28 protein-coding genes and 5 tRNA genes are annotated in these 23,871 nt (G+C 62.8%); 15 read left to right on the top strand and 18 right to left on the bottom strand.

Features of this window, described 5'->3' with window-relative positions; translation table 11 throughout:
- Positions 1–23 precede the first annotated feature (23 nt).
- Positions 24–455, bottom strand: a complete 432-nt coding sequence (locus JHL16_RS01415; protein WP_200183126.1) for a hypothetical protein — start codon at positions 453–455, stop codon at positions 24–26.
- A gap of 50 nt (positions 456–505) precedes the next feature.
- Complete coding sequence (locus JHL16_RS01410; RefSeq protein ID WP_200183125.1) at positions 506–1,261, bottom strand: SDR family oxidoreductase; 756 nt, start codon at positions 1,259–1,261, stop codon at positions 506–508.
- 193 nt (positions 1,262–1,454) lie between these two features.
- On the opposite strand from JHL16_RS01410, the gene JHL16_RS01405 reads away from it, so the two are divergent.
- Entirely contained in the window at positions 1,455–3,032 is a 1,578-nt protein-coding gene (locus tag JHL16_RS01405; RefSeq protein WP_200183124.1) for a winged helix-turn-helix domain-containing protein, read from the top strand.
- A gap of 7 nt (positions 3,033–3,039) precedes the next feature.
- On the opposite strand, the gene JHL16_RS01400 is transcribed toward JHL16_RS01405, so the two are convergent.
- Positions 3,040–3,378: a hypothetical protein gene (locus tag JHL16_RS01400; protein ID WP_200183123.1), complete on the bottom strand. Its 339-nt coding sequence runs from the start codon at positions 3,376–3,378 to the stop codon at positions 3,040–3,042.
- Positions 3,379–3,547: 169 nt separating this feature from the next.
- Between JHL16_RS01400 and JHL16_RS01395 the strand changes: the two genes are divergently transcribed.
- Positions 3,548–3,856 (top strand): Dabb family protein, encoded by a 309-nt coding sequence (locus JHL16_RS01395; RefSeq protein ID WP_200183122.1) that lies wholly within the window; start codon positions 3,548–3,550, stop codon positions 3,854–3,856.
- A 9-nt stretch (positions 3,857–3,865) separates the two neighbouring features.
- Here the strand turns inward: JHL16_RS01395 and JHL16_RS01390 are convergent, their stop codons facing one another.
- Together JHL16_RS01390 and JHL16_RS01385 are read right to left on the bottom strand one after the other, a co-directional pair.
- Positions 3,866–4,159 (bottom strand): hypothetical protein, encoded by a 294-nt coding sequence (locus JHL16_RS01390; protein WP_200183121.1) that lies wholly within the window; start codon positions 4,157–4,159, stop codon positions 3,866–3,868.
- 261 nt (positions 4,160–4,420) lie between these two features.
- A tRNA-Asn gene (locus JHL16_RS01385) sits at positions 4,421–4,495 on the bottom strand.
- Between the two features lie 110 nt (positions 4,496–4,605).
- Here JHL16_RS01385 and JHL16_RS01380 point away from each other — a divergent pair.
- A complete protein-coding gene (locus JHL16_RS01380; protein WP_246770731.1) occupies positions 4,606–4,887 on the top strand; it encodes a hypothetical protein in 282 nt (93 codons plus the stop codon).
- Between the two features lie 173 nt (positions 4,888–5,060).
- Here JHL16_RS01380 and JHL16_RS01375 read toward each other — a convergent pair.
- Positions 5,061–5,134 (bottom strand) — tRNA-Cys (locus tag JHL16_RS01375).
- Positions 5,135–5,256: 122 nt separating this feature from the next.
- Here JHL16_RS01375 and JHL16_RS01370 point away from each other — a divergent pair.
- The 5 genes from JHL16_RS01370 (at position 5,257) to JHL16_RS01350 (ending at position 11,251) form a co-directional block, all read left to right on the top strand.
- The gene (locus JHL16_RS01370) at positions 5,257–5,883 is read left to right on the top strand and encodes a protein-L-isoaspartate O-methyltransferase family protein (RefSeq protein ID WP_200183120.1); all 627 of its coding nucleotides are present in this window, start codon (positions 5,257–5,259) and stop codon (positions 5,881–5,883) included.
- Positions 5,884–6,018: 135 nt separating this feature from the next.
- Positions 6,019–7,335 (top strand): TolC family outer membrane protein, encoded by a 1,317-nt coding sequence (locus JHL16_RS01365; protein WP_200183119.1) that lies wholly within the window; start codon positions 6,019–6,021, stop codon positions 7,333–7,335.
- 124 nt (positions 7,336–7,459) lie between these two features.
- On the top strand, positions 7,460–8,206 hold the full coding sequence (locus JHL16_RS01360; protein ID WP_200183118.1) for a DUF2497 domain-containing protein: 747 nt from the start codon (positions 7,460–7,462) through the stop codon (positions 8,204–8,206).
- 48 nt (positions 8,207–8,254) lie between these two features.
- Positions 8,255–8,509, top strand: a complete 255-nt coding sequence (locus JHL16_RS01355; protein WP_200183117.1) for a PilZ domain-containing protein — start codon at positions 8,255–8,257, stop codon at positions 8,507–8,509.
- A gap of 69 nt (positions 8,510–8,578) precedes the next feature.
- Positions 8,579–11,251, top strand: coding sequence for a valine--tRNA ligase (locus JHL16_RS01350; RefSeq protein ID WP_200183116.1), 2,673 nt, complete (start codon positions 8,579–8,581; stop codon positions 11,249–11,251).
- Here JHL16_RS01350 and JHL16_RS01345 read toward each other — a convergent pair whose 3' ends face one another.
- The 9 genes from JHL16_RS01345 to metC all read right to left on the bottom strand — a co-directional run bounded on the left by JHL16_RS01345 (position 11,252) and on the right by metC (position 18,251).
- A complete protein-coding gene (locus tag JHL16_RS01345) occupies positions 11,252–11,671 on the bottom strand; it encodes a hypothetical protein (protein ID WP_200183115.1) in 420 nt (139 codons plus the stop codon).
- A 4-nt stretch (positions 11,672–11,675) separates the two neighbouring features.
- Positions 11,676–11,993 (bottom strand): hypothetical protein, encoded by a 318-nt coding sequence (locus tag JHL16_RS01340; protein WP_200183114.1) that lies wholly within the window; start codon positions 11,991–11,993, stop codon positions 11,676–11,678.
- Complete coding sequence (locus tag JHL16_RS01335; RefSeq protein ID WP_200183113.1) at positions 11,986–12,378, bottom strand: phage holin family protein; 393 nt, start codon at positions 12,376–12,378, stop codon at positions 11,986–11,988. Before JHL16_RS01335 ends, JHL16_RS01340 begins: the two co-directional genes overlap by 8 nt.
- Positions 12,379–12,407: 29 nt before the next feature.
- Positions 12,408–12,857, bottom strand: a complete 450-nt coding sequence (locus tag JHL16_RS01330) for a hypothetical protein (protein WP_200183112.1) — start codon at positions 12,855–12,857, stop codon at positions 12,408–12,410.
- An 84-nt stretch (positions 12,858–12,941) separates the two neighbouring features.
- Positions 12,942–13,685, bottom strand: a complete 744-nt coding sequence (locus JHL16_RS01325; RefSeq protein ID WP_200183111.1) for an amino acid ABC transporter ATP-binding protein — start codon at positions 13,683–13,685, stop codon at positions 12,942–12,944.
- Positions 13,682–14,779 carry an amino acid ABC transporter permease gene (locus tag JHL16_RS01320; RefSeq protein WP_200183110.1) on the bottom strand — a complete coding sequence of 366 codons (1,098 nt, stop codon included), beginning with the start codon at positions 14,777–14,779 and terminating at the stop codon, positions 13,682–13,684. Before JHL16_RS01320 ends, JHL16_RS01325 begins: the two co-directional genes overlap by 4 nt.
- Before the next feature lie 2 nt (positions 14,780–14,781).
- On the bottom strand, positions 14,782–16,002 hold the full coding sequence (locus JHL16_RS01315; protein WP_200183109.1) for an amino acid ABC transporter permease: 1,221 nt from the start codon (positions 16,000–16,002) through the stop codon (positions 14,782–14,784).
- A gap of 7 nt (positions 16,003–16,009) precedes the next feature.
- The gene (locus JHL16_RS01310; protein WP_200183108.1) at positions 16,010–17,035 is read right to left on the bottom strand and encodes an amino acid ABC transporter substrate-binding protein; all 1,026 of its coding nucleotides are present in this window, start codon (positions 17,033–17,035) and stop codon (positions 16,010–16,012) included.
- Between the two features lie 34 nt (positions 17,036–17,069).
- A complete protein-coding gene (gene metC, locus JHL16_RS01305) occupies positions 17,070–18,251 on the bottom strand; it encodes a cystathionine beta-lyase (protein WP_200183107.1) in 1,182 nt (393 codons plus the stop codon).
- Between the two features lie 92 nt (positions 18,252–18,343).
- On the opposite strand from metC, the gene JHL16_RS01300 reads away from it, so the two are divergent.
- From JHL16_RS01300 to JHL16_RS01290, 3 genes are all read left to right on the top strand, one after another.
- Positions 18,344–19,228 carry a LysR substrate-binding domain-containing protein gene (locus tag JHL16_RS01300; RefSeq protein WP_200183106.1) on the top strand — a complete coding sequence of 295 codons (885 nt, stop codon included), beginning with the start codon at positions 18,344–18,346 and terminating at the stop codon, positions 19,226–19,228.
- Between the two features lie 73 nt (positions 19,229–19,301).
- Positions 19,302–19,901 carry a DUF1989 domain-containing protein gene (locus JHL16_RS01295; RefSeq protein WP_200183105.1) on the top strand — a complete coding sequence of 200 codons (600 nt, stop codon included), beginning with the start codon at positions 19,302–19,304 and terminating at the stop codon, positions 19,899–19,901.
- Positions 19,902–19,949: 48 nt separating this feature from the next.
- Entirely contained in the window at positions 19,950–20,276 is a 327-nt protein-coding gene (locus JHL16_RS01290; RefSeq protein WP_200183104.1) for a hypothetical protein, read from the top strand.
- 16 nt (positions 20,277–20,292) lie between these two features.
- Here JHL16_RS01290 and JHL16_RS01285 read toward each other — a convergent pair.
- A tRNA-Thr gene (locus tag JHL16_RS01285) sits at positions 20,293–20,367 on the bottom strand.
- Between the two features lie 65 nt (positions 20,368–20,432).
- On the opposite strand from JHL16_RS01285, the gene nadE reads away from it, so the two are divergent.
- Positions 20,433–21,251: an ammonia-dependent NAD(+) synthetase gene (gene nadE / locus JHL16_RS01280; RefSeq protein ID WP_200183679.1), complete on the top strand. Its 819-nt coding sequence runs from the start codon at positions 20,433–20,435 to the stop codon at positions 21,249–21,251.
- A gap of 4 nt (positions 21,252–21,255) precedes the next feature.
- Here the strand turns inward: nadE and JHL16_RS01275 are convergent, their stop codons facing one another.
- A complete protein-coding gene (locus JHL16_RS01275) occupies positions 21,256–22,425 on the bottom strand; it encodes an MFS transporter (RefSeq protein WP_478140533.1) in 1,170 nt (389 codons plus the stop codon).
- Between the two features lie 156 nt (positions 22,426–22,581).
- A complete protein-coding gene (gene rlmB, locus JHL16_RS01270; protein WP_200183102.1) occupies positions 22,582–23,346 on the bottom strand; it encodes a 23S rRNA (guanosine(2251)-2'-O)-methyltransferase RlmB in 765 nt (254 codons plus the stop codon).
- Between the two features lie 159 nt (positions 23,347–23,505).
- Between rlmB and JHL16_RS01265 the strand changes: the two genes are divergently transcribed.
- The 3 genes from JHL16_RS01265 to JHL16_RS01255 form a co-directional block, all read left to right on the top strand.
- A tRNA-Tyr gene (locus tag JHL16_RS01265) sits at positions 23,506–23,590 on the top strand.
- 69 nt (positions 23,591–23,659) lie between these two features.
- Positions 23,660–23,733 (top strand) — tRNA-Gly (locus tag JHL16_RS01260).
- A 34-nt stretch (positions 23,734–23,767) separates the two neighbouring features.
- Positions 23,768–23,871: GTP-binding protein (locus JHL16_RS01255; RefSeq protein ID WP_246770761.1), on the top strand; the 104-nt coding region annotated here is incomplete at its 3' end.

Below are 23,871 nucleotides of genomic sequence, written 5' to 3'. Positions count from 1 at the left end.
GCGTCAAAGTGCGAGGGCACTCATCACGCGGATCTCCCGACGGTCCCGGCCGCCGTTGCCGTGCGGGAATCGGCTATCGCCCAAATCGTGATGGCGAGCCCGATCAAGGCCGGCAGCGTCACCGCCGGAAAGTCGCGTGCCAGGACCGATGGGCCGCAGATACCGACGGCCACTTCCCAGAAATGAAAAAGCGCATGGCCCGAGAGCCAGATCGACGGCGCTGCCCATGATACGATCCGGAGGTTCGGCCGGACGGCGCCGAGCAGGAACGCGCCGCCGACGAGCAGGAAAATCAATCCGATGTCGCGGACGAAGTGCTGATTGAACAGGCCGGTCGTGGTCACGCCAGGCACTGCGTAGTACCAGCGCTCCGGATCGATCAGCATGAACACGCCGTTGGCGATGGCGGCTGTTCCGAGCACGACGGATGCGGCGATGCAGGTTGATTTGAGCATGGTTGTCTCCTTGAAATGGAATGTCGCTCGCAGCTGGGGAGCGAACGCGTTCAGGCCCGATTGGATGTACGGAGCAGCCAATCCTCGAAGCGGATCGTGCCGAGCATCGGATGTGCGCCGGGCGTAAGCGACCTGTCGTCGAGCTCGGCGCCGAAATAACGGGCGCGGATATCGGCAATGACTTGCCGGCGGTCGCCCGTCGCCTCGAGGTGAGATCGCACCAGAGCGTCGAGCGGAATTCTCTCGGGGCCTGCGAGCTCGACGATTCCGTTGGCTGCTTCGCCCGTGGCAGTTACAGCCAGGGCCGATGCTACATCATCCGAGGCTATGGGCTGAAGTAGCGCCGGCGACAGGCGGATCGCATTGCCGTCCGATGCCGATCGGGTGATCGCCTCGACGAACTCGAAGAATTGGGTCGAGCGGACGATCGTATACGGGGTCTTCGACGATTGAATGAGTTTTTCCTGCGCCACCTTGGCGCGCATATAGCCGCTGTCGGGGAGGCGATCGGCACCCACGACGGAGAGCGCCACGTGATGCCTGACGCCGGCAGCTTCCTCCGCGGCGAGCAGATTGCGACCCGCCGTCTCGAAGAACTCCAAAACGGCCTTGTCCTCGAATGACGGCGCGTTGGCCACGTCGATGACAATGTTTGCGCCTGAAAGGGCTTCCGCCAGCCCTTCGCGCGTGATGGTGTTCACGCCCGTGTTTGGGGACGCGGCCAGAACGTCGTGGCCTTTGCCGCGCAACAATCCGACGACCTTCGAACCGATAAGGCCGGTTCCGCCGATGACAACGATCTTCATGAGATATCTCCTGCAACCCCGCGTCGCGCCGTGCTGACGTCGGTACGGCCTGGAGATTGCCTTGAGCGCCGCAGAAAGGCTTTGCGGCAACCTTCAAATGTCCTTGGGTCCGCCTTGGAAATATGTCCAAGGGCCGGTAACATGCCCTATATCCTGACCGACACTCGCCGGTTGGCTGCTGGCGGAGTTCTACGTGCAATTCCTGTTCTCAGACTGTGTCCTCGACCCCGAGCGCCGAGAGCTTACGCGGGCCGCGAAAGCGGTGGGCGTCGGGCCTCAGGTATTCGATCTGCTGCTCTATCTGGTTCAGAACCGTGACCACGTGGTGAGCAAGGATCATATGATCGAGGCGGTATGGGGCGGGCGCATCGTTTCGGAATCGACGCTCACCAGCCATATCAATGCGGTTCGCAAGGCCATCGGCGACAGTGGCGAGGAACAGCACCTCGTTCGCACGATCCCACGAAAGGGCTTCCGCTTCGTGGGCGACGTCACCGAAACTCGAGCGGCCGAGCGCGTTTCGGATCCAGGTCCCGACCCCACGCTGGATGTCTTACATCCGATCCCACTCCTGCCGAGCAAGCCATCCATCGCCGTTCTGCCATTCCAGAATTTGAGCGGGGATCCCGAGCAGGCCTATTTCGCGGATGGGGTGGTGGAGGAGATCATCACCGCACTCTCGCGCGTGCGCTGGCTGTTCGTCGTCGCGCGCAATTCGAGCTTCACGTATCGGGGCGGGGCGGCCGACTTGAAGCAGGTGGGCCAGCAGCTCGGTGTCAGCTATGTGCTGGAAGGCAGTTTGCGCAAATCCGCGGATCGCATCCGCATCACGGGACAGCTTATCGAGGCGTCAACCGGCACGCATCTGTGGGCAGATCGTTTCGAGGGACGGCTTGAGGATATCTTCGAGCTGCAGGACGAGATCGCGGCAAGTGTCGCCGGCGCGATCGCCCCGCAAATGGAATTGGCCGAGATCGAGCGCGCCAAGAAAAAGCCTACGGCCAGTCTGAACGCCTATGATTGCTACCTGCGCGGGGTCGCCCATGTGCATCGGGGCACACAAGAAGCCGTCGATGAAGCCTTGTCGCTGTTCCGGAGAAGCATCGAGCTCGATCCCGAATTCGCGGCCGCCCATGCCATGGCGGCCTGGTCCTACTTCTGGCGCAAGATCAACGGTTGGACAGAAGACCGCGCGTGGGAAACCGTCGAGGGAGAACGCCTGGCGCGCCGTGCCGTCGAATTGGGTAGGGATGACGCCGTAGCCCTCACGCGAGGCGGCCATGCGCTGGCGCATCTGGCCGGTGATCTCGACAGTGGCATCGCGCTTCTCGACAGAGCCATATTCCTGAACCCCAATCTGGCTTCGGCCTGGTTTCTCAGCGGTTTCCTTCGGACCTGGCACGGTGAATGCGAAGAAGCAATCGAGCACTTCGAGCGGGCCATGCGATTGAGCCCCGTCGACCCGGAGCTCTATCGCATGCAGGCGGGGATCGCGATGGCGCATCTGTTTGCCGGTCGAATTGAGGCGGCGTCCGCATGGGCGGAGCGGTCATATGGCAATCTGCCGAGCTTTCTCATGGTCGTGGCGCTGATTGCAGCGACCCGGGCGCTCGGCGGCCGCCAACAGGAAGCAAGACGGGCCATCGGGGAGATGCGTAAGCTCGATCCGGCTTTACGCGTTTCAAATATCACGGACTGGCTCCCGATCAGCCGGCCCGAGCACCTTGCGATATTTGCCGATGGCCTGAAGAAAGCTGGACTGGCGGAGTGAGCGACGTTCAATCGTGACCGGGAAAGGCCTCGGTGCAATTGAGGTTGGCGCGCCGGATCTCACGGAGGTCAACCCGGCCGCCGCAGGTCCGTCCATAGTGGTCCAGGAATGAATCGAGCAGGACCCGCTCGCTCAGCCAGATCGAGTCACAGGCGCGCATCGATCCTTGATAGCAGGCCAGCTGGGCTTCATTGAAATCGGCAGCCCAATCGCCCGGCTCCGCCAGCATGGGCTCTTGCGGGTCCGGCAGTTCGTCCACCGTCTGGGCGGCAAGGCCAGCTTCAAAAAACAGATACACGCTTGCCGCAAACGAAACGGCCCGTAGTCGAGAGGCGTCGTTCGACATGACTCTCATCCTTCCAGAGGAACTCAATTCGAGCCGGGGATGGGATGATCATCATATCAGGTTGTGTGGATGGAAAGGTATGTCGCGTACCCTGGCGGCAATCCGGCAATACGTGTAACTTTTCGTCCTTTGGTGGGAGAAAGCTCCTTTCTGCTTATGGATGTAACTCATGATACGCCATGTCGTGCTCATCAACTTCAGGCCGGAACTCGACGAGGCGGCCATTAGCCGGGCACTCAATTCAGTGGCGACGCTGAAAGAGAAGATCGACGGCATCCTCGCCGTCACCGGCGGCGCCAACAACAGTCCGGAAAATCTCGAAAAGGGATTCCGCCATGGCTTCGTGGTCGATTTCCGCGATGCCGCAGCGCGGGACGCCTATCTTCCGCATCCCGAGCATATGAAAGTGGGCAAAGCTCTCGTCGAAGCCGCGCGGGGCGGGATCGCAGGTATCCTGGTCTTCGATTACGAAGTCTGATTGAACGCGCTAAGTGGCCTTTTTCAGCCCACCCTCAGCCTGGCCGGCGTCCCTTGCCTCGCGCTGCTTCCTCAGGTCAGTGGTCTTCACGTCCCGTCTCGCCTTGTCGGCGTCGGTGATCGAACGAGATTTGGAAGTCGTCTGCTGAGCTTTTTCCTTGCGCGATACCTTCAGGAACTGACGGTCAGCTTCTTGTCGCTTGGAGATCATCCACATTTCCTTTTTGATCGCTTCAGCCCGGCCTCGACAAGCCGCCGGATGGCCTCTGAGCGGGAAGGGGAGTCCTTCTCCGTCGCGGCCCATGACCAGCAACCAGTTGTGGAGGCCTCATGGCTGAGAGATCCAATAGCACAACTGCGTCTGAAACGCCGCAGTCCTCGCTTTTCCAGAATGCTCGCATTTTGGATTGCCTCCGGGAGATGGTCAAAGCGCGTTCGAACACCCTGAAAGTGAGAGCGGTGATGCGCTCGCGCCCGTCTGGCCTCTACCAAGCAGCCAACTCGCCGCTGCGTACCCGTCAATGAAAAAGGGCTTAGCGACCATTCGCTAAACCCTTTTGAAAACTGGCTCCCCGGGCCGGACTCGAACCAGCGACCAAGCGGTTAACAGCCGCTTGCTCTACCACTGAGCTACCGGGGAATGGCAGCGCGTATACATAGCTTTCTCGCATTTGAAAAGTCTTTTTGCAAGCCGTCGAAAACCGGTCGCAGCCCCCCTATATCTGCGAGGTAACAAAGGCGCAGGTGCTCATGCATAGTGTCAAATTCGGCGGGCGGAAATTCCATCTTCCCGGTCACCCGGTTGTCAGAATCATCCTAGGCGGTCTGCTTATCCTGGGAGGTTTCCTGGGCTTCCTGCCGATCCTCGGTTTCTGGATGGTGCCGCTGGGCCTTTTGATTCTGGCCGTCGATGTTCCGATCGCGCGCCGGCTCAGGCGAAGGGCCGAGATCAGGCTCGGCCGCTGGCTGGTCAGTAAACACCCGAAATGGGCGCGCCGTTTCGGCTTCTCGAGCGGTGAAAAAGCAACCTGACGAAGTGCTTCGAGGCGCGAATCAGCGCTCTCATGCGAGCCCCGAAAGCATCTGCTCAAACCTGTCTTCCTGTATCTCTAAAGTGCCAAATAGGCAGGGCGCGGAGCCTGGTATCCGTGATCAGACGGCACTGTCACAGATCCTACAAACTTATTGATTTATATAGGGAAGATTGGAGGCCTCGCCCGGAATCGAACCGAGGTACACGGATTTGCAGTCCGCTGCGTAACCACTCCGCCACGAGGCCTTCGGCGGGCCTTATAGTCGAAGCTCGCGGCAACTACAATGTGTTACGATTGGCAGATGGACAGACTGTCCCTATTTGGTTATCAGCGTCTTATGACCGATTTCGCTATCGCCCGATCACGAATGATCGACTCGCAAATCCGCCCCAACGGCATCACCGATGGGCGCATCATCCAGGCGATGGCAGGACTGCCGCGCGAAGTGTTCGTGCCGGAAGCGCGTCGCGCCGTCGCCTACATGGACGAGGATATCGATCTTGGTGGCGGGCGCTCGCTGATGGAGCCGATGGCGCTGGCCAAGCTCGTCCAGCTCGCGGAAATCGATGCCGACGAGAAGGCGCTGCATATCGGCTGCGTCACCGGCTATTCTACGGCCTTGCTCGCGCGACTCTGCAACGCGGTCGTCGCCATCGACGAGGACCAGGCTTTCGTCGACGCCACGGCGACCAATCTCGGCACGCTCGGGATCACCAATGCGCAGGTCCACAAGGCGGCGCACGCCACCGGCTGGAAAGCGGGCGAGCTCTATGACGCTATCGTGATCGATGGCCGGGTGCCGATGGTGCCGCCGGCGTTGCTGCAGCAATTGCAGGATGGCGGCCGGCTCGTCGCGGTGGTCGGCGATCATACGGTGGCGACGGCTACAGTGTTCACCCGCCATGACGGGGCGATCAGCTCGCTGCCGGCTTTCGAGGCGTCGATCGCGCGGCTGCCGGGGGTGGCTGTGGACAGGCCTGCCTTTGTCTTTTGATTGCGCTGGGTTCTTGCGCTAGAGTGAGCTTTCGGGCTCGAAGGGAACACTAATAAAGTGAGTTTTGGGCAAATGGGGCGTAAGCGGGTCAGTGCGTGGGGAGTTGCCGGGGCTTTAGCTCTTCCCTTGTTTTTCATGCCTTTGACCGTCAATGCCGAGACATTGGCGGAGGCCTTGGTGAGCGCCTATTCGGGCAATCCGACGCTCAGGGCGGAGCGGGCTCGTCAGCGCGCCACCGATGAGGCGACGCCGCAGGCCCTGTCGGGCTGGCGGCCGACCGTCGAGGCCGCGGCCAGCGCCGGGCTCGTCGACACCAAAACCAAGCCGATTCCAGGGAACACCCGGACGACAAATCCGGCCGACATCTCGATCACCCTGACCCAGCCGGTCTTCCGTGGCTTCAAGACCGTCAAAGGCGTCAAGCAGGCCGAGGCAACGGTCGAAGCCGGTCGGCAGAATCTCCTCGCCGTCGAGCAGCAGACCCTGTTCGACACCGTCACCGCCTATATGAATGTCATTCGTGACCGCCGCGTACTGCAGCTCAGGCAGCGCAACGTGAAGACGCTCCAGGAGCAGCTGCGCTCCACCCAGGAACGCTTCAATGTCGGCGAGGTCACCAAGACCGACGTCTCGCAGGCGCAGGCGCAGTTGGCGCTCTCGCAATCGGCGGTGGCGGCGGCCAAGTCCAATCTCGCCTCCAGCATCGCGAATTACGACCGTCTCGTCGGCCATGCGCCGGGCACGCTCAAATATCCGCGGCTGCCGAAGCTGCCCAACAGCCTGCAATCGGCGACGGCGCTTGCCGAGAAGATTAATCCCAATATCCTTTCCGCCGCCTTCGTCGCGGAAGCGGCGCGTTATAATGTCGACGTGGTCAGGGGCGATCTCCTGCCGAGCGTCAACCTGCAGGCGAGCGCCAGCAAAACCATTCAGGATCTCGATCACACCTCGCAAGGCAATACCGAGCAGCTCAGCCTCGTCGGCAGCATCAATGTGCCGCTGTATGAGGCCGGCAGCGTCTATTCGGCGGTCCGCGAAGCCAAGCAGGTGGAAAGCCAGCGTCGCATCGAGATCATCGGCGCGGCGCGCAGCGTGCGCGAATCCGTCGTGAGCTCGTGGAACCTGTTGATCGCGGCGCGCGAAACCATCGCGTCGTCCAAGGCGCAAGTCTCGGCCGCGGCCATCGCGCTCGACGGTGTGAAGCAGGAAAACCTGGTCGGTTCGCGCACCACGCTCGACGTTTTGAACGCCGAATCGGCGCTGCTCGACGCGCAGATCATCCTGGCGCAGGCCGAGCGCGATCAGATCGTCGCGGCCTATCAGATCTTGGGCTCGGTCGGCCGGCTTACCGCCCGCCAGATCGGTCTCGGCGCCGACTACTACGACCCGATCGAGAATTATGACCGGGTGCGCAACAAGTGGATCGGCACAGGCGTGAAGACGGTCGACTGAGTCCCCGTCGCACTGTTCATGTTCTTGTGATAAGGTCAGCCTGTCATTTGCATGCAAGGTCGTTTTGCGCGATCTTGCCGGCCAAGGTGACGTAAAAGAGTCGCCGGCGACAGGACTTACTTAGATGAAGCACGGGCAGAAACCAGGCGAGCCCAGGATGGAGGACGTCCTGGCATCCATCCGGCGCGCCATAGACGAAAATGCCACTGTTTCGTCCGACCGTTTTACCCGGCCCACGCCCGAAATACGGGCGAAAGCCGACAATCCCCCTAATCCGCCGCCCCGGACCGAAAGCCCGCCCCGGCGGACTTTTGACTATCCCCCCATCAATGGCTCCGGATCGCATCAGCCGCAGGGTTTTGCCGGCATATTGGGCGGACGTCGCGAGACGCTGAGCCAGAGTTTTCGCGAAAGGCCGGCCCCCACCTATGAAGCGCGGCCCCGGCAGCCCGATCCGGTAATCGCCGAGACGCCGGAACCCTTCGCTTATGACGGTTATTACGGCGCCGAAGTCACCAACTATGTGGAGCCCGAGCCCACGCCGGAGCTCGAATCCGAGCCATATCCGGCGATGCGCGAGATGAGTCCGCCGCGCTATCTGCCGCCGGCGGCGGTCGCCGAGCCGCAGTCGGATTTTGCCGAGGAGTCGGGGCTCCTGTCGGAAAGCAGCAGCGCCGCCACCCAGGCGGCGTTCAACCAGCTGGCCGAGACGATCACGAGGCGGGCGCTCGGCGACCGGCCGATCGCCGATATTGCCCAGGAGCTTCTGCGCGGTATGCTCAAGCAGTGGCTGGACGAGAATCTGCCGACGATCGTCGAGCGCCTGGTGCGCGAGGAGATCGAGCGGGTGGTCAGGCGGCCGCAGCGCTAACTCGCGGGGAAGCGGTTCCAAGGGGAAAACTGCGCGGATGGTCAGGGAATGACCGAGGATAAACGGCAGTCACCGCGCATGCGCCGCCTGAAAGAGGCGCGGGTATTCTTCCTTGACGGCAGGACGGTCATCACTTGCAAGGTCCGCGATGTCAGCGCCACCGGCGCCAGGCTCCGGGTCGGCGAATCCTTCCTCATTCCGCAGAATTTCCGGGTGACCATACCGGGAGAGATGGACCAGCGGCCGGCCGAGCGCGTCTGGGTCAAGGGCGAAGAGGTTGGCATCCGGTTCAAGGATGCATGACAGCCCGGTTGAATCCGGCGGCGCACTCGTGTTTAAAGCCCGCACTGTTCTCCTTACATAGCGAAAATCATGCTCGAAAAGACCTTTATTCCTGCCGAGATGGAAACCCGCCTCTATGAGGCCTGGGAAACGGGCGGCTATTTCAAGCCCGGACGCCGGCCCAAGGCCGAGCCTTTCACCATCGTCATTCCGCCGCCCAATGTGACGGGCTCGCTCCATATGGGGCATGCGCTCAACAACACGATCCAGGACATTCTGTGCCGGTTCGAACGCATGCGCGGTCGCGACGTGCTGTGGCAGCCCGGCACCGACCATGCCGGCATCGCCACCCAGATGGTGGTGGAGCGGTTACTCCATAAGGAGAACAAGACCGACCGCCGGACCATAGGCCGCGAGGCGTTCCTCCAGCGCGTCTGGGCGTGGAAGGAAGAATCGGGCGGCACGATCTCGCGCCAGCTGCGCCGGCTCGGGGCGTCGTGCGACTGGAGCCGCGAGCGCTTCACCATGGATGAAGGCCTGTCGCGCGCGGTGCTCAAGGTCTTCGTCCAGCTCTACAAGGAAGGCCTGATCTACAAGGACAAGCGGCTGGTCAACTGGGACCCGAAGCTTCTGACCGCGATCTCCGATCTCGAAGTGGTCCAGAAAGAGGTCAAAGGTCATCTCTGGCACCTTAAATATCCGATCGAGGGCACCGACGAGTTCATCATCGTCGCCACGACGCGGCCCGAGACGATGCTGGGCGACAGTGGCGTCGCGGTCCATCCGGACGATGAGCGCTACAAACATCTCATCGGCAAGAATGTCGTGCTGCCGCTGGTCGGCCGCCTGATCCCGATCGTCGCCGATACCTATTCCGACCCCGAAAAGGGCACCGGCGCCGTCAAGATCACGCCGGCGCACGACTTCAACGACTTCGATGTCGGCAAGCGCAACGAGCTGCGCCAGATCAATATACTTGATCAGTTCGGCAAGCTGCTGCTGGCGGACAATGAGGATTTCCTGGCCGGCGCAAAGGTGCCGGCGCCGACCTTGGCGCTCCACGGCCTCGACCGCTTTGAGGCGCGCAAGCGCATCGTCGCCATGCTCGAGGAGCAGGGGCTTCTCGACAAGATCGAGCCGCATGTCCATCAGGTCCCGCATGGCGACCGCTCCGACGTCGTCATCGAGCCGTGGCTCACCGAGCAGTGGTATGTCGACGCCAAGACGCTCGCGCAGCCCGCGATTGCTGCGGTCGAGAATGGCGACACCGTCTTCGTGCCGAAGAACTGGGAGAAGACCTATTACGAATGGATGCGCAACATCCAGCCCTGGTGCATCTCGCGCCAGCTGTGGTGGGGCCATCAGATTCCGGCCTGGTACGGTCCCGACGGCGAAGTCTTCGTCGAGGAGAACGAGGATCTGGCGCTTGCCGCGGCACAGCGCCATTACGGCACGCGCACGCTTCTGAAGCGTGACGAGGATGTGCTCGACACCTGGTTCTCTTCGGCTCTGTGGCCGTTCTCGACCTTGGGCTGGCCGGACGAGACGCCCGAGCTCAAGCGTCATTATCCGACCGATGTGCTGGTCACCGGCTTCGACATCATCTTCTTCTGGGTCGCCCGCATGATGATGATGGGCCTTCACTTCATGAAGGAGAAGCCGTTCCACACGGTCTATATCCATGCGCTGGTCCGTGACGAGAAGGGCCAGAAGATGTCGAAGTCGAAGGGCAATGTCATCGACCCGCTCGTCCTCATGGACCAGTTCGGCGCCGATGCCTTGCGCTTCACGCTCGCCGCCATGGCGGCGCAGGGCCGCGACATCAAGCTGTCGACCCAGCGCGTCGAAGGCTATCGAAATTTCGGCACCAAGCTGTGGAACGCGGCACGCTTCTGCGAAATGAACGGTGCCAAGCGCGATCCGAATTTCGATCCGATCGCGGCGCGCGTCACCATCAACCGCTGGATCGCCGGCGAGGTCGCGCGCACGCGTGATACGGTGACCAAGGCCATCGAGGAGCACCGCTACAATGATGCAGCGGGCGCGCTCTATGGCTTCGCGTGGAATGTGTTCTGCGACTGGTATGTCGAGCTGATCAAGCCGCTGTTGTCAGGCAACGACGCCGCGGCTAAGGCCGAGACGCAGCATTGCGCGCAATGGGTGCTCGACCAGATCCTACTGCTGCTGCACCCCTTCATGCCCTTCGTCACCGAAGAGCTGTGGCAGAAGACCGGTGCGCAAGGCATGCTGATCGATGCGCAGTGGCCGAGCTATCAAGGCCTCGGCGACGCGAAGGTCGACGCCGAGATGAGCTGGGTCGTCGATTTCATCTCGCAGGTCCGCTCGGTGCGCGCCGAGATGAACGTGCCGGCGGGCGCCAAGATCGACTGCGTCATCGTCGGCGCCGATACTGAATCGCGCCGGCGCGCCGCCACCTGGGAACAGGAGATTGTGCGTCTGGCCCGCCTCAAGGCGATCGATTTCGAGGACAAGGTCCCGGCGTCGTCGGCGCAAGTGGTGCTGGGCGAGGCCATCCTCGCGCTCCCGCTCGAGGGCGTGATCGATTTCGCCGCCGAACGGGCGCGCCTCAGCAAAGAGCTCGAGAAGGTCGCCAAGGATATCGGCGTCATCGAGAGCCGGCTCGGCAATGAGGGCTTCGTCGCCAAGGCGCCGGAAGAGGTGCTGGAGGAGACGCGTGAGCGCAAGACGGCTCTTGCCGCCCAGCGCGTCAAGCTCACCGAGGCCTTGAACCGCCTGAAGTGATCAGGCCGTGGTGGCCTGAGCCGGACGGGCTTTCACCGCGCGGGCCTTTTTCGGGCGCCGGCGGCTGGCGGACTTCGCGGCGGTTGATGAGCCATTGGTCTCGCGCGTCTTGGAAGCCGGGCGAGACCGGCCCATGCCACGCGGAAAAAGCGTGCCGATGGCGACGCCCAGCCCTAAGCCCACCGCACCGAGCAGAAGCGGATTGGCTTCGGCGAGATGGCTGATATCGGCGCGGCGCGGCATGCGCAGCGAACCCAGACCGGTGTTGCCGGCTTCATGTGCCCAGTCATAGGCGCGGCTCAACGTATCGCGGCCGCGGCGCAATGCCATGCCGGCATTATCCTGGAGAAGCTGGGCGGTCGTGGCCTTGCCCGACTTTCGGCCGGCCTTGCGGGTCTTGCGTGCTCTGGTGGTCTTCATGATGTCATTCCTTCTTTTGCGATGTGATCAGGGGTTTGTCTTTGCGTTTGAGCTTTGGCCGCTTCGGCTTGGCGGCCTTTGCCGGCTTGCGTGCTTCGAGCATCAACCAGCCAAGCCCGAGCAGCAGCGGGATGACGGGCAGCGGATTGCGACGCAGCGTCCGGCCGGTGGCGGTGACCGCTTGCGCTTGCGGATCGAGCCGGCGCAAGGCTTCGTCGGCCAGACCAAGTGGCGTCAGCTTCGGTTTGAACTTGCGCAAGCTGTTGGCGAATTCCTCACGCCGGCGAACGGCCTCGGCTTCGAGCGCGGCGAGATCAGTCATGGAACCGGCTCCAGATGAATTTCGCCGAGCTGCGTAGGTGCCCGCTCAACGGGTCGGGTTTGCGCAACAGCATGATCGCCCCGGCAATCAGAAGAAGGGCGACAAGCAGCAGGCCAAGTCCGACGACGAGCCCGGCAGTGATCGGACCGAACGACACGATCAGAAGCTGAACCAGAACATCGGCCAGCACGATCAGCGCGATGAACACGATCATCACGCCGAAGCAGGCCAAGCCTGCCGCCAGCGCCATACGCCGCGCACTCGAATTCATGCGCGCACGCAGCAAGGCCCGCTCCGCCATGAACCAGGCGGTGAAGTCCCGCTTGAGCGTGTCGAACGATCCGGCGAGAGAGTCGTCCATAGGCTTGCCGTCGGTTTCCGCCATGCCGATCTCCTGCGACTAGACGCGCGAGGCTAATTCAAGGCCTTGCGTGGGGTCCGACGCTTCCGGCCACGACCGGCTGACGATTTCCGCTTCATGGGAATCGGCCAGCCATGCATCAGTTGCGTTACCGCGAGCCCGGCGGCGACGCCGAGCGTCAAGGTGGCGACCGGCTGGCGGCGCGCGAAGCCGGCGAAGTCGTCCAGCATGTCCGGTATGTCGGTCGCGACAATATAGTCCGCCAGGTTATCGAGGTTGTCGGCAGCCGTGTCGCTATAGGCGCGCAGCTGCGGGAAATCGTCGAGGGTTTCACCGAAATGCCGGGCCGCCTCGGCGAACTCGACGATCTTGTCGGCACCGGCGCGCTTACGGCCGTCGGCGAGCGTGGATGCCAATGACAAAGCGTCATCGAAGAGGCGGTTGGCGGTGCTCTTCCTTGGTGCCGTGGCCCGCGGCCGGCGGGCTTTACTTGCTTTAGCCAATGATTTGTCCTCGCATTGAAAATAACTCTGCGCGGGACAACGTCTCACGTGAGAATAGGTTCCCGACGGGGAACAACCGGCGTGTCAGGGCGGCCCTATGTCGGCAAGAAAGCTCTTCGCCCTCTCGCTGCAAGGACAGGTGAAGAAGGCTTCGGGTTCCGCCGTCTCGACGATGCGGCCCTTGTCCATGAACAGAACCCGGCTGGCGACACGGCGGGCGAAGCCCATCTCATGCGTCACCACCACCATGGTGGTGCCGCCTTTAGCCAGCTCGATCATAACGTCCAAAACTTCCTTCACGGATTCAGGATCGAGCGCCGAGGTCGGCTCGTCGAAGAGCAGAACCTTGGGCTCCATGGCGAGCGCGCGGGCGATGGCGACCCGTTGCTTCTGGCCGCCGGACAGTCCGGCCGGCAGCTTATCCGCCTGCCGGGCGACGCCGACGCGCTGGAGAAGCCGCATCGCCTGTTCCTCCGCGTCTTTCCGGCGGCGGTGGAGAAGGCGGCGCGGCGCCAGTGTGACATTGTCGAGCACCGAGAGATGCGGGAACAGATTGAAGCTCTGGAACACCATGCCGACATCGCGCCTGAGCCTGGTGAGGGCACGCGGCTGGTCGCCCACCGCGATACCGCCTATCTCGATCTCGCCCGTCTGCCATTCCTCGAGCCCGTTGAGACAGCGCAGGAAGGTCGACTTGCCGGAACCCGAGGGACCGCACAGTACGGTGCAGGCGCCGCCTTCGATATCCACCGACACGCCCTGCAAGGCGCGCCAGGATCCGAACCATTTCGACAGCGAACGTACTTTGATGGAAGTAGGCGCGGTCATTGCGTGCTCCCCGTCAGGATCTGGTCCTGCCGGACGACACGGCTCTGCTGCGCTTCGAGGCGGCTCGAAACATGCGACAGGACGAAGCAGAAGAGCCAGTAGATCACGCCGACAAAAACATAGCCTTCGGTGGCAAGCCCCAGCCAGCGTGCATCGGAGAGGGCCGCGGTCACGATATTGAGAAGATCGAACAGGCCGACGATCATCACATAGGTCGTGTCCTTGAACAGCGCGATCACCGAATTGACGATGCCGGGCAGCACGGCCCGCAGCGCCTGCGGCATGACGATATAGGTCTGGGTGCGCCAGAAACCGAAGCTGAGCGCCAGCGCGGCTTCCGTCTGGCCGCGCCCGACGCTCTGCAGGCCGCCGCGGATGACTTCGGCCAGATAGGCGCTGGAGTAAAGCGTAAGTCCAGTCAGCGCGAGGCCGGGGCGCGAGATCTCGAAGCCGGGCGGCAGGAAGAGCGGCAGCATGATCACCGACATGAACAGCACGGCGACCAGCGGCATGCCGCGCCAGAAGTCGATGAAGCCGATGGTGAGCCAGCGCAGCGCCGGCAGTTTCGACAGACGGGCGAGCGCCAGGAGAATGGCGAGCGGGAAGGAAAGCACGAAGGCGCCGATGCCGACGATCATGGTGAGCAGCAGGCCGCCCCATTGGTCGCTCGGCACATGGCTAAGTCCGAGTGATCCGCCGGAGAGAAGCGCAAGCGCGGCCACTGGATAGGCGATGAAGCCGCCGGCGATGATCCAGCGCCGGCCTTTGAAGTCGGGCGCCATGGCGAGAAGCAGCAGGGCCGGCGGCGCCAGCAGCACGATCCAGGCGCGCCAGCGCTCAGCCTCGGGATAGAAGCCGAAGGTGAATTGCGGCAGGCGGTTGAGGATGAAGGCCCAGCAGGCACCCTCGGGATTGCAACCGGCACGGTCCCCGGCTTGCCATGTTGCCTCGATGACGGCCCAGTCGACGATGCGCCAGGTAAGCCACAAAGCGACATAGAGTAGTCCGACGGTGAGGAACGTGCTGAAAGGATAGGCACGGGCCGTAGCCAGCACTCCGGAAGGCGTCAGCCGTGAAGATGATGGAGCGTGCATGCTCAGCGCTCCACCAAGGCGACGCGGCGGTTGAAGGCTTCCGTCGCCAGGGCGACGGCGGCGCACAGAACGAGATAGACCGCGGCCGTCATCGCCACGATCTCCACGGCGCGGCCGGTCTGGTTCAGCGACGTGCCGAGGAAGACATTGACGAGATCGGGGAAGCCGACGACGGTCGCCAGCGACGACGCCTTGATGATGTGGGTATATTGATTGGCGATCGGCGGCACGATGACCCGCAAGGCCGGCGGCACGATGACGAGACGCAGGATCTGGCGGGACGACAGACCGAGAGCCGCGGCCGCCTCGCGCTGGCCCTTGTCGACCGACTGGATGCCGGCACGCACGATCTCGGCGATGAAGGCGGCGTTGTAGAGGGTGAGGGCGGCGATCAGCGACACGAATTCGGGCATCAGCTTGAGGCCGCCGCGGTAGTCGAAGCCGGAAAGCTGCGGCACTTGCCAGTCGAGGCCGATGAGGACCAGAACGAGAAGCAGCAGGCTGCCGGCGCTCAGGCCCCTGGCCAGCAAAGGCGGCGCCTCGCCATGCGATCGGGCACGGCGATGCAGTATCCAGGCGATGGCCGCCATCACTGCCGCAGCGCCGAGAGCGCTCAGCAGCAGGTTGGCCTGGTTGCCCAGCAATGGCATCGGCAGATAGAGACCGCGATTGCTGAGAAAGGCGATGCCGCCCAATCCGATGGCGTCCTTGACCGTCGGCAGCGACCGCAGGATCACCGCCTGCCAGAGAAGGAGATGCAGCAGCAGCGGCAGATTGCGGACGAGCTCGACGTAACCCCTGGTGAGGAAGCGCAAGGGCGGGCTGGGTGAGACGCGGGCGATGCCGAGAAGGAAGCCGAGCAAAGTCGCGGCGATGATACCCAAGGCGGCGATCAGCAAGGAATTGAGAAGCCCCGCCACGAAAACCCGGCCATAGGTCGAGGTCGCATCGACGGGAATCAAGGCGAAGGCGATCTTGAAGCCGGCTTCCTGCCAGAGGAAGTCGAAACCCGAGGCGAGGCCGCGGGCCTGCAGATTGATGACGGTATTCCTGGCGATGAGGACGGCAAGAAGCCCGACCGCCAGCAGGACGAGAGCCTGCTGGATGAAGGCGACGCGCTTGGCGCGGCGTTGTCTCGGACCGATCATCGGTGCGGCCTGGAAATCGTCCGTTACCGGTGGGCTCCAGGCGGCACCCGGGCGTTCATGTTCCGAGACCGTCATGATCGTTTCAGCGTACCGGCGGGGCGTAGATCAGGCCACCCTTGGTCCACAGATTGTTCAGACCGCGCGACAGCTTGACCCGGCTGCCGCTGCCGAGATTGCGCTCGAAGATCTCGCCGTAATTGCCGCCGGTGGCGATCGCCTTCACTGCCCAGTCATTGGCGAGGCCGAGCTTCGTGCCGAAGTCGCCGGTCTTGCCCATCAGCCGCTGCACTTCCGGATTGGGTGAGGAATTGGCGAGCTCGGTCACGTTGGCTGAGGTGATGCCCAGCTCCTCGGCATTGACGAGCGCATAATAGGTCCAGGCGGCGATATCGTGGAAGGCCGGATCATCCTGCTTGATGGTGGCACTCAGCGGCTCCTTGGAGATGATCTCGTCGAAGATCACATACGCATCCGGATCGGCGAGGCCGAGGCGGCTCGCCGCCAGCCCGCCACGCTCATTGGTATAGGCATCGCAGCGATCGGCCTCGAGATTGGCGAGGTTCTGCTCGCGGCTGTTGGCGACGATCGGCGTGAAGTCGAGATTGTTGACCCGGAAATAATCGGAGAGATTGAGCTCGGAGGTGGTGCCGGCCGAGACGCAGATGGAGGCCCCGCCGAGATCGGCAATTTTGCTCACATTGCGGCTCTTCTTCACCATGAAGCTTTGGCCGTCATACATATAGGGCCCGATGAAACTGAACTTCATCTCGGTATCGCGTGTAAACGTCCAGCTGGCACCGCGCGCCAGGATGTCGACGCTGCCGGACTGCAGCGCGGCGAAGGCGTTCTTGAATTCAAGCGGAACGAATTTCACCTTCGCGGCATCGCCGAGAAGGGCGGCGGCAAGAGCGCGGCAATAGTCTACCTCGAGCCCCGACCATTTGCCGGTCTCATCGAGCGTGCTGAGGCCGATCGCTGTTCCGGTGCTGGTACCGCAGATGAGCTCACCGCGGGCCTTGACCGCCGCGACGCGCTCGCCCTCGGCGGCCAGGGCCGGCGCCGCCGCCAGGCTTGCGGCGATTACGGCGCTCATCAGATACTTCTTCATGATTTCCTCCTTTTCCTTTGTTCTACTTGTTGTGTCATTCGGCCGCCGCTTTGCGTCCTCCGGCATAGCGGGCGAGGCCTTCTTCGATGTCGGTCATAAGATCGTCGGGATGTTCGAGGCCGATGCTGAAGCGGATGAGCGGCCCACCTTTGGGCCAGGGTCTCACGCTGCGCGCGCTGTCGAGCCTGACCGGCGCGACGAGGCTGTGCAGCCCGCCCCAGCTGGCGCCGATCCGGAACAGGCGCAAGTGCTCGAGGAAGGAGGCGAGATCGCCGTCACCGCGCGGTTTGAGCAGGACTGAGAAGACGCCACTGCCGCCCAAAAAGTCACGCCGCCAGAGCGCATGACCGGGATCGCCCGAGAGCAGGGGATAGAGGATGCGTTCGACCTCGGGATGCCGCGCCAGCCATTGGGCGATCTTCAAAGCCGAGGCGGTCTGGCGCTCGAGCCTGGTCGCCAGCGTGCCGAGGCCGCGCTGCGCCAGGAAGCAGTCGTCGGGTGCCGCGCCGAGACCCAGATGTTTGCTGGTGTCCTTGAGACGCCGATAAAGTTCCTCCGACGCGACGGTGACGCTGCCGAGGAGAAGATCGGAATGGCCGCCGACATGTTTGGACAGCGCCTGGACGGCAAAGTCGGCACCGTGGCGCAGCGCCTTGAGGCCGAGAGGCGACGCCCAGGTACCATCCACCGCGACGAGCGCGCCATGTCCGTGGGCGGCTTTGACGATGGCGGGCAGGTCCTGCACTTCCATGGTGAAGGAGGCCGGTGATTCAACCCAGACCAGCTTCGTTGTCGGACGCAGTACTTGCTCGATGCCGCCGGCGATGGCCGGATCGTAGTAGCTCGCCGTGACGCCGATGCCGGAAAGGAATCTGTCAGCGGCCGCGCGCGCAGGCGCATAGACGGGATCCGGCAGCAGGACATGATCGCCCGCGTGCAGCACCGCCAGATTGACGACGGTGATGGACGCCATGCCGGACGGGGTGACCAGTGTGCGGGCACCGCCTTCGAGGGCAGCGATATTCTGGGCCAGATGGCGCGAGGCCGGATGGCCGTACAGGCCGTAGGAGTAGCCGTCATAGAACTGCTCCTGCCGGGCGAGAAACGCCGCCACCGTGGGAAACACGATCGTCGAGGCACGATGAACGACGGGCGTCAAAGCGGGGAATGGCAGGTCATCGATCTCAGTGTGAAGGAGAAGCGTTTCGTCTTGCATGCAGGCATTAGACTGGCGCGACCTCGTGAATTCAAATACTAATTCTCCATCAAGTTATGCAGATTTGTTATATCCTGCTGAGCGAGGGACGCATGAACTTCCGGCAGATCGAAGCCTTCAAGACGGTGATGGCGTGCGGCACCACCACGCGCGCGGCGGAGCTTCTGCGTGTGTCCCAGCCGGCGGTCAGCCGTCTCCTGGCCGACCTCGAAAAGGCGACGCGGCTCAAATTATTCGAGCGCGGCAAGGGACGCATCACGCCGACCGCGGAAGGCCACGCCTTCTACAATGAAGTCCGCCGTGCCTTCATCGGCCTCGAGCAATTGCATTTCGCCGCCGAGAATATCCGCAGCTTCTCGTCCGGCACGCTGCGCATCGCGAGCCTGCCGGTGCTCGGTCATGCCTTCCTGCCGCGGGTCGTCGGGGCGTTCTGCGCCGGCAATCCGGGGCTCTCCATCGTGCTGCACATCCACAGTTCCGAGACGGTGAAGACGCTCGTTCAATCGGGCCAGTTCGATCTCGGCTTCGCCGCCGACGAGATCGACCGAGCCGGGGTGAAGGCAAGCCTGTTCGCCAATCCCGATGCGGTCTGCGTCCTGCCGTCGGCGCATGCGCTGGCGCGCAAGGCTGTCCTCACGCCGCAGGATCTCGCCGATGAGCGCTTCATTTCGCTCGCAAGCGAGGACGCGGCGCGGTCGCGCATCGACCGTGCCTTCGATGCCGCCAAGGTCAAGCGGCGGATCGTGGTCGAGACCCAATATTCGGCAACGATCTGCAATCTGGCGCGCAGCGGCGCAGGGCTAGGTCTCGTCAATCCCTTCGCGCTTCTGGGGCTCGACCGCAGCGGCCTCGCCGTGTTGCCCTTCAAGCCCGCGGTGAAATTCCGCACCTTGCTGATCACACCACCCAGCGGGCTCGTTTCGCAAGCGGCACAAGCTTTCATCGCCATGGCGGAGCGGGAGTTGCCGCGCGCCTGAAGCGGGCATTGTATCCCTTGCGCTAATCCTGCAAGAAGTCGTCCTGCTTCATAATGGAGTCACAGCAGAACCCATGCCGGAAGTCCGTCGCACCGTCATCGCCCCACAATCAGGAGAATCCTTTTCAGTCCGGCGCGGTGACATGATCCGCATCATCGACCCGCAGGGCCAGCAGGTCGCCGATCTCTGGGCCTTCGTGATCGATGGACCGGCGCTCGACTGGCTGAGCACGTCGCAGACGCGCGACATCACCGAGAAGATGTTTCCGAAGGTTGGCGATCGATTCTACAGCACGCGTGGTGAGCCGTTGCTGACACTGGTGGAAGACGCCTCACCAGGCCCGCATGACATGCTGTTTCCGGCCTGCAATCGCTGGCTTTATGAACGCGCCGGGCTGCCGGATCATCCGAGCTGTCAGGACAATCTTGTCAAGGCGCTCGAGAAAGCGGGGATAACGCTGCCCGCCATTCCCGACCCGGTCGATTTTTTCCAGAATTCCTTGCCCGCGCCCGACGGCCGTCTCGACGTGCATGCCTCGATCAATCCGCCCGGCGGCTATGTGGCCCTGCGGGCCGAGCGCGATCTTCTCCTGGTGGTGACGGCCTGCTCGGTCGACTTCCATCCGACCAATGGCGACAGATGCACCGAGGTCGTGGTGGAGATCTCAAAATAGCTGTGGGTTGTTGGTGATCAGCATTTGCTCTTAGACTGGGTCGATGACGTGACCTGGGAGACGGCGATCGTGCGGATTTGGACAGGACTTTTTCTGATACTGCTGATGGGTGGCATCGCGGAGGCGGCCGAAATCCCGACATTCAATACCGAGCGCTACTGCAAGCAAGTGTCCGCTGCGGTGGGTGGGAGCTATGTCATCGAGAAGGGATGCCGCGACGAAGAGGCTACGGCGCTTGTCAATGCGCAGGCGCGATCGGTGGAAGCGCAGATCATGAGCTATTGCACCGACATTGCCCAGGCGATCGGCGGCTCCTATGTCATTCTGCAAGGATGCATCGATGACGAAGAGGAAGCGAAAAAGGCCCTGCAGTGAGATGGCGGGGGGAAGATGGTGCCGGAAGAGGGGATTGAACCCCCGACCTTCGGTTTACAAAACCGCTGCTCTACCGCTGAGCTATTCCGGCGCTATGCGCCACGCATATAGCGGGGCGGGTTTCGACGCGCAATCTCATAGTAATACGGGGGTATGATGCTCGATCACCAGACCACAATCGCCCGGGATCTCGGCGTTACGACGGCTTTCGATGTCGAGGCCGAGATCGACCGGCGGGTCACCTTCCTGGCCGATTATCTGCGCGCCGCCCGGGCCCGCGCCTATGTGCTGGGCATCAGTGGCGGGGTCGACTCGCTGACCGCCGGTCTTCTGGCCCAGAGGGCGGTGGAACGGTCACGCGGCGCCGGCCATGAGGCGACCTTCATCGCGATGCGCCTGCCTTATGGCGCGCAGCGCGACGAGAGCGACGCGCAAAGGTCATTGGGCGTCATCGCACCGGACCGGATCGTCACCATCGACATCAAACCCGCGGCCGATGCGATGCGGGCCCAGATCATGCAGGAGGCGGCCGACCTGTTCGACGGGCCGCGTCATGATTTCCACCACGGCAATATCAAAGCGCGCCAGCGCATGATCGCGCAATTCGCGCTCGCCGGCGCGTTGGGAGGCCTCGTCATCGGCACCGATCATGCCGCCGAGGCGCTCATGGGATTCTTCACCAAGTTCGGCGATGGGGCGGCCGATGTCGTGCCGCTGACCGGTCTCAATAAGAGGCGCGTCCGGGCGATCGCCCACCATCTGGGCGCGCCTTCCGAGCTGGTGTTCAAGACCCCCACCGCCGATCTCGAGACGGAAGCACCGCTCAAGCCCGACGAGGACGCACTCGGCGTCAGCTATGAGGACATCGACGACTTCCTGGAAGGCAAGGAGGTTGCTCCGCAAGCACATCAGCGCATCCTCGCCACCTATCGCGGCACGGCGCACAAGCGGACATTGCCGGTCGCGCCGGCCTGATGGCTCAGGCCTTGGCGCGCCGACGGCTGCCTTCGATATTGGGCAGGAACCAGGTGACGAGCCCGATCAGCGGCAGGAACGAGCAGATCTGATAGACATAGCCGATGCTGGTGAGATCGGCGATCTCGCCCAGAATGGCCGCACCCAGGCCACCCATGCCGAAAGCCAGGCCGAAGAACAGGCCGGCGATCATGCCGGTGCGGCCCGGCACAAGCTCCTGTGCGAAGACGACGATCGCCGAGAAGGCCGACGACATGATGAGGCCGATGATGATGGCGAGCACCAGCGTCCATTCGAGATTGGCGTAAGGCAGCGCCAGCGTGAAGGGAAGCGCGCCCACGATCGAGAACCAGATGACGTATTTGCGGCCGAAATAATCGCCGAGCGGCCCGCCGAGGAACGTGCCGGCGGCCACGGCGGCCAGGAACACGAAGAGATAGAGCTGCGAATTGTGCACCGACACGCCGAACGTATCGATGAGGTAGAAGGTGAAGTAGTTGCCGAGGCTCGCCATATAGACGAACTTCGAAAATACCAATGCCACCAGCACCGCAATGGCGAGCTTGATGCGGCCGGAGGAGAGATGCTCGAGATGGGCGCGTGTCGACGTCACCGAGACGCGGGCGCGGCCATGGGTGGCGTACCAGCGGCCGACGAAGGTCAGAAGCCCCATGGCGACGATGCCGGCGGCCATGAACCAGGCGACGCTCTTCTGGCCATTGGGTAGGATGATCAAAGCGGCGAGCAGGGGGCCGATGGCGGAGCCGACATTGCCGCCGACCTGGAAAAGCGACTGCGCGAAGCCATGACGGCCGCCGGAAGCGAGCCTGGCCACCCGCGACGATTCGGGATGGAAGATCGACGAACCGACGCCGACAAAGGCGGCTGCCGCCAGCAGCAGCGGATAGGAATTGGCGGTGGCGATCAAGCCAAGGCCGACGACGGTCATGCCCATGCCGATGGCCGCCGAATAGGGCTTCGGATAGCGGTCGGTATACATGCCGACGACCGGCTGCAGCAGCGAGGCGGTGAGCTGGAACGCCAGCGTGATGAAGCCGATCTGGCTGAAATCGAGCTGATAGGAGTCTTTCAGGATCGGGTAGATCGAGGGCAGCAGCGACTGCATCATGTCATTGAGCAGATGGCAGACGCTGAGCGCGGTGAGAACCGCGATGACCGTGTCGTTTTGTGATGGGGCGTTGGTATTCTCGGCGGTGGTCACGACAGGATTCCCGATCTTATAAGCAGGAGTGCTTCCTTATCGCCAAAGTCGAGCAACTTTGGCGGGAAGCGCTCTAGTTGACGGGTTTTCCTAGCCGATCCCGATGTTTCAGGCCTGCGCTTTTTCGGAAGGCGAGCCTCCCGACCGGTGCAGGGCATAAAGGGCTATCGCCGCGGCATTGGACACGTTGAGGCTCTTGATCAGGCCCGGCATGTCGAGCCGCACCACGGTATCGCAGGTGTCGCGCGTCAATCGCCGCAAGCCCTTGCCCTCGGCGCCGAGCACCAGGGCGACCGGGCGGGAGAGCCTGGCATCGCCGATATCCTCCGCGGCCTCGCTGTCGAGCCCGACCAGGAGGAAGCCGTAATCGCGGAGTTCCGCCATGGCGCGGGAGAGATTGGTCACCTTGGTGAACGGAACATGCTCATAGGCGCCGGACGCCGATTTGAGCAGGACGCCCGAGGCTTCCGGGCTGTGGCGGGCGGTGGCGACGAGAGCCGTCACCCCGAAGGCGGCGCAGGACCGCATGATCGCCCCGACATTGTGGGGGTCGGTCACCTGGTCGAGGAGGACGACTATACCCTCGCGCGGAATCTCGTCGAGCCGAGGTTGACGTAAGGGCTTGCAGTCGAGGACGAGTCCCTGATGGACGGCCTCGGGCCCCAACAGGCGGTCGAGCTCGCGGGGGAGGACCGGCTCGATGGTGATTCTCGCCTGGGCGATCTCGGCGGCCAGCCGGTCGGCGGCATTTTTGGTCGCCAGGAGCTTGATAAATTTACGTTTTGGGTTTTTCAGGGCCTCGCCGACGGTGTGAACGCCGTAAAGCCGCTCGATTTCGTCATTGCCCGGCTGGTGCTTCTGGTGATCTGACATGGTCGACCTTATATAGAAAGTCCCTTGCGGCTCAATCCTTGTAAGACTTGGACTTTTTGCGGTTGACACGTTCCTGTGTGGCGCGCATAAAGCCGCCACTCAAGGGCCCGGGCAATCCCCGGGCTCCTTGGCGTTTGGCTCAAGCTCATACGGCGATTCGGGGGAATGTCCCGAGCGGCAAAGGGGGCGGACTGTAAATCCGCTGTCTTCGACTTCGTAGGTTCGAGTCCTACTTCCCCCACCATCGCTTGAGGGGGGCATGGGCTAAAACGCCGAGACTGAGACCGAGCTTTTGAGGTGTACGAGTTCCCGGGCGGGTGTAGCTCAATGGTAGAGCAACAGCCTTCCAAGCTGATGACGGGGGTTCGATTCCCCTCACCCGCTCCAAGATTTAGATGTCCGCCAGAACAGGGTCGTAGAAATGGGCAAAGAGAAATTCAACCGCGACAAGCCGCACTGCAATATTGGCACGATCGGCCATGTCGATCATGGCAAGACGTCATTGACGGCTGCGATCACGAAGGT

The sequence above is a fragment of the Taklimakanibacter albus genome (assembly GCF_016595235.1).
Taxonomy (GTDB): domain Bacteria; phylum Pseudomonadota; class Alphaproteobacteria; order Rhizobiales; family Aestuariivirgaceae; genus Taklimakanibacter; species Taklimakanibacter albus.
The sequence above is the reverse complement of the archived record's forward strand: the minus strand, read 5'-3'. Positions and strand labels throughout refer to the sequence as shown.